Source organism: Pseudomonas sp. RW10S2 (assembly GCF_014268985.1).
In the GTDB taxonomy this organism is placed as follows: domain Bacteria; phylum Pseudomonadota; class Gammaproteobacteria; order Pseudomonadales; family Pseudomonadaceae; genus Aquipseudomonas; species Aquipseudomonas wayambapalatensis.
In genome coordinates, this window is sequence record NZ_JABWRO010000223.1 from 1 (window position 1) to 2,814 (window position 2,814).

General features: G+C 58.5%; 3 protein-coding genes and 3 tRNA genes. All 6 read left to right on the top strand.

Annotated elements, in window-relative coordinates:
* Positions 1–130: 130 nt before the first annotated feature.
* Complete coding sequence (gene birA, locus HU729_RS25325; protein WP_186711904.1) at positions 131–1,090, top strand: bifunctional biotin--[acetyl-CoA-carboxylase] ligase/biotin operon repressor BirA; 960 nt, start codon at positions 131–133, stop codon at positions 1,088–1,090.
* On the top strand, positions 1,080–1,829 hold the full coding sequence (locus HU729_RS25330; RefSeq protein WP_186711905.1) for a pantothenate kinase: 750 nt from the start codon (positions 1,080–1,082) through the stop codon (positions 1,827–1,829). The genes birA and HU729_RS25330 overlap by 11 nt, the downstream gene beginning before the upstream one ends.
* 7 nt (positions 1,830–1,836) lie before the next feature.
* Positions 1,837–2,262: a hypothetical protein gene (locus tag HU729_RS25335; RefSeq protein ID WP_186670238.1), complete on the top strand. Its 426-nt coding sequence runs from the start codon at positions 1,837–1,839 to the stop codon at positions 2,260–2,262.
* A 142-nt stretch (positions 2,263–2,404) separates the two neighbouring features.
* Positions 2,405–2,488, top strand: a tRNA-Tyr gene (locus HU729_RS25340).
* A 24-nt stretch (positions 2,489–2,512) separates the two neighbouring features.
* Positions 2,513–2,586, top strand: a tRNA-Gly gene (locus tag HU729_RS25345).
* A gap of 28 nt (positions 2,587–2,614) precedes the next feature.
* Positions 2,615–2,690, top strand: a tRNA-Thr gene (locus HU729_RS25350).
* The last annotated feature ends 124 nt before the right edge of the window (positions 2,691–2,814 follow it).

The window sequence follows — 2,814 nt, forward strand, 5'->3', positions numbered from 1 at the left end:
GGACAAGCCTGCCTCTACAGGGTATGGTTCGGTCTGCGCACCCGTTCTCGCAGGGATATCCCCGCCCTTTTCCTATGCAATCCAGCAGCCCGTGGCTATCATGCCAGCCTTATTTCAAGTCGAGACTGGCATGCTGAAGTTGTTGAATCTCCTCAAGGATGGCCGGTTTCATTCTGGCCAGGCCCTGGGGGAAGCCTTGGGGGTGAGCCGCAGCGCCGTGTGGAAGCAGCTGCAGCACCTGGAAAGCGAGCTGAACCTCACCATTCACAAGGTGCGTGGTCGTGGATACCAGCTTGCTACGCCATTGAGCCTGCTCGAGGCTTCGGCGATTGCTGCATTCACTCAGGGTGAGCAGTGGCCTGTTCTTGTTCATGACTCAATAGATTCGACCAATGCCGAGGCTCTGCGTCTGATCGGGCAGGGCCAGGCTGCGCCCTTCCTGGTGCTTGCCGAGCGCCAGAGTGCTGGTCGTGGTCGGCGTGGCCGACACTGGGTCAGCCCATTCGCCGAAAATCTCTATTACAGCCTGGTGCTTCGGGTGGAGGGGGGCATGCGCCAGCTCGAGGGGCTGAGCCTGGTCGTTGGCCTGGCGGTTATGCGTACGCTACATGCCCTCGGTGTAAAAGGTGCGGGGCTGAAGTGGCCGAATGACGTTCTTGTTGGTAACAAGAAGATTGTCGGCATTCTCCTGGAGCTGGTTGGCGACCCCGCGGATGTCTGTCACGTTGTGCTGGGTATCGGCATCAATGTGAACATGCAGAGCAATGATCAGGTCGACCAGCAGTGGACGTCGATGCGTCGGGAGACTGGCGAGCTCATCGATCGCAATCGTCTGGTTGCGCAGTTGAACCAGCAATTGCAGCATGAGCTTTCGCGCCATCGTCGCTATGGCTTCGCTGCTTTCCAGGAAGAATGGGAGCAGGCGCATCTGTGGCAGGGGCGCAAGGTCTCGCTGATCGCCGGCAATCAGACGGTCGATGGCATTGTGCTGGGTGTGGACGGGCAGGGCGGTCTGCGCATGGATGTCGAGGGTGTGGAGAAGAGCTTCAGTGGTGGAGAGCTCGGGTTGAGGTTGCGCGATGATTCTTGAGCTCGATTGCGGTAACAGCTTTATCAAGTGGCGTGTGATTCATGCTGCAGATGCCACCATCTTGGGGGGCGGCATCGTTGATTCGGATCAGGCGCTGTTGGCTGCCGTCAGTGGGCTGGCTGCGGCACGCCTGGCGGGCGCACGAATGGTCAGTGTGCGCAGCGAGGAAGAAACCGATGCGCTGTGCGAGGCGATCAGGCAAGCCTTCGCGGTCGAAGTGCGGGTTGCGCGTCCTGTTGTCGAAATGGCGGGTGTGCGCAATGGCTATGAAGATCATGAGCGCCTGGGCATGGACCGCTGGCTTGCCGCCCTCGGTGCATTCCACCTGGCCAAAGGGGCTTGCCTGGTGATGGATTTCGGCACAGCCGCCAAGGCGGATTTCGTAGCGGCCGATGGTCAGCATCTGGGTGGATACATCTGTCCGGGGATGCCGTTGATGCGTAGCCAGCTGCGGACGCACACCCGCCGTATTCGTTATGACGATGCCTCGGCCGAGCGCGCGTTGAGCAGTCTTGAGCCTGGGCGCTCCACGGTCGAGGCGGTCGAGCGCGGATGCGTCCTGATGCTGCAGGGTTTCGCCCGCACGCAGATCGATCAGGCGCGCGCCCTCTGGGGTAGTGAGTTCAGCGTCTTCCTCACGGGAGGTGATGCGCCCCTGGTCCAGGTGTCTGCACCTGGTGCGCGGGTTGTACCGGACCTGGTCTTTGTTGGCCTGGCGATGGCCTGCCCCTTGAGTTGAGGTGCCTATGCGTTGGTTGTTTCTGCTGTTGGTAGTGCTAAATGCCGTCTATTACGTGTGGCGCCAGCAGGAGGCGCCGGTACGGGTCAAGGAGGTTGCACCCCTTTCCCTCTACAAGGGAAGTCAGCAGGAGATCCGTCTGCTTCGGGAGACGGGAGCGGCAGCTCCCGCCAGGCGCAGAGATGAGTGCCTGGTGGTGGGGGGATTTGCCGGGCAGGATGAGCTGGTAGCGTTGCGTCAACGGTTGCTGAGCCTCGATATCGCCGCTCAGCCGGTGCAGGGGCAGTTGGCTGGCGCGGACGGCTTCTGGCTCAAGGTAAGCCCTGACAGCGAGCGTTTGCTGGATGAGGCGGTCCTCGCCAGTCTTTCCAGTGATTTCAAAGACTTAAAACATAAAATTATTTTCTGCCAGGGTATTGCAACTGGCGAATAGCTTGATAGAATGGCGCCCGCTTCGCAGGGAACACCGCTCAGGTGGTGGTACCGGAAGCGTAGTCAAAGCAGCTAACTTTCAGATTTAATTGAAAAAATGCTTGACTACAGGCCGGCAGGTAAATAGAATGCCCGCCACATCTGGAGGGATTCCCGAGCGGCCAAAGGGGACGGACTGTAAATCCGTTGCGAGAGCTTCGAAGGTTCGAATCCTTCTCCCTCCACCAGTTTTAGCGAGAGCCGCAAGCTCCGCGGGTATAGTTTAGTGGTAGAACCTCAGCCTTCCAAGCTGATGATGCGGGTTCGATTCCCGCTACCCGCTCCAAGTTTGCTGTTTTGGCGCAAAGAGTTTCGCTCTTGTAGCTCAGTTGGTAGAGCACACCCTTGGTAAGGGTGAGGTCAGCGGTTCAAGTCCGCTCAAGAGCTCCATATAAACAAGGCAGATATGAAAATATCTGCCTTTGTTTTATCAGGGTAGTAACTATTTCTTCTGCGGAGGACTGTATCGATGGCTAAGGAAAAGTTTGATCGTTCCCTTCCCCACGTTAACGTC

Bases quoted from the DNA above. Each gene is read 5' to 3' on its own strand.
- birA (WP_186711904.1), top strand. From the start codon at position 131: ATGCTGAAGTTGTTGAATCTCCTCAAGGATGGCCGGTTTCATTCTGGC.
- HU729_RS25335 (WP_186670238.1), top strand. From the start codon at position 1,837: ATGCGTTGGTTGTTTCTGCTGTTGGTAGTGCTAAATGCCGTCTATTAC.
- HU729_RS25330 (WP_186711905.1), top strand. From the start codon at position 1,080: ATGATTCTTGAGCTCGATTGCGGTAACAGCTTTATCAAGTGGCGTGTG.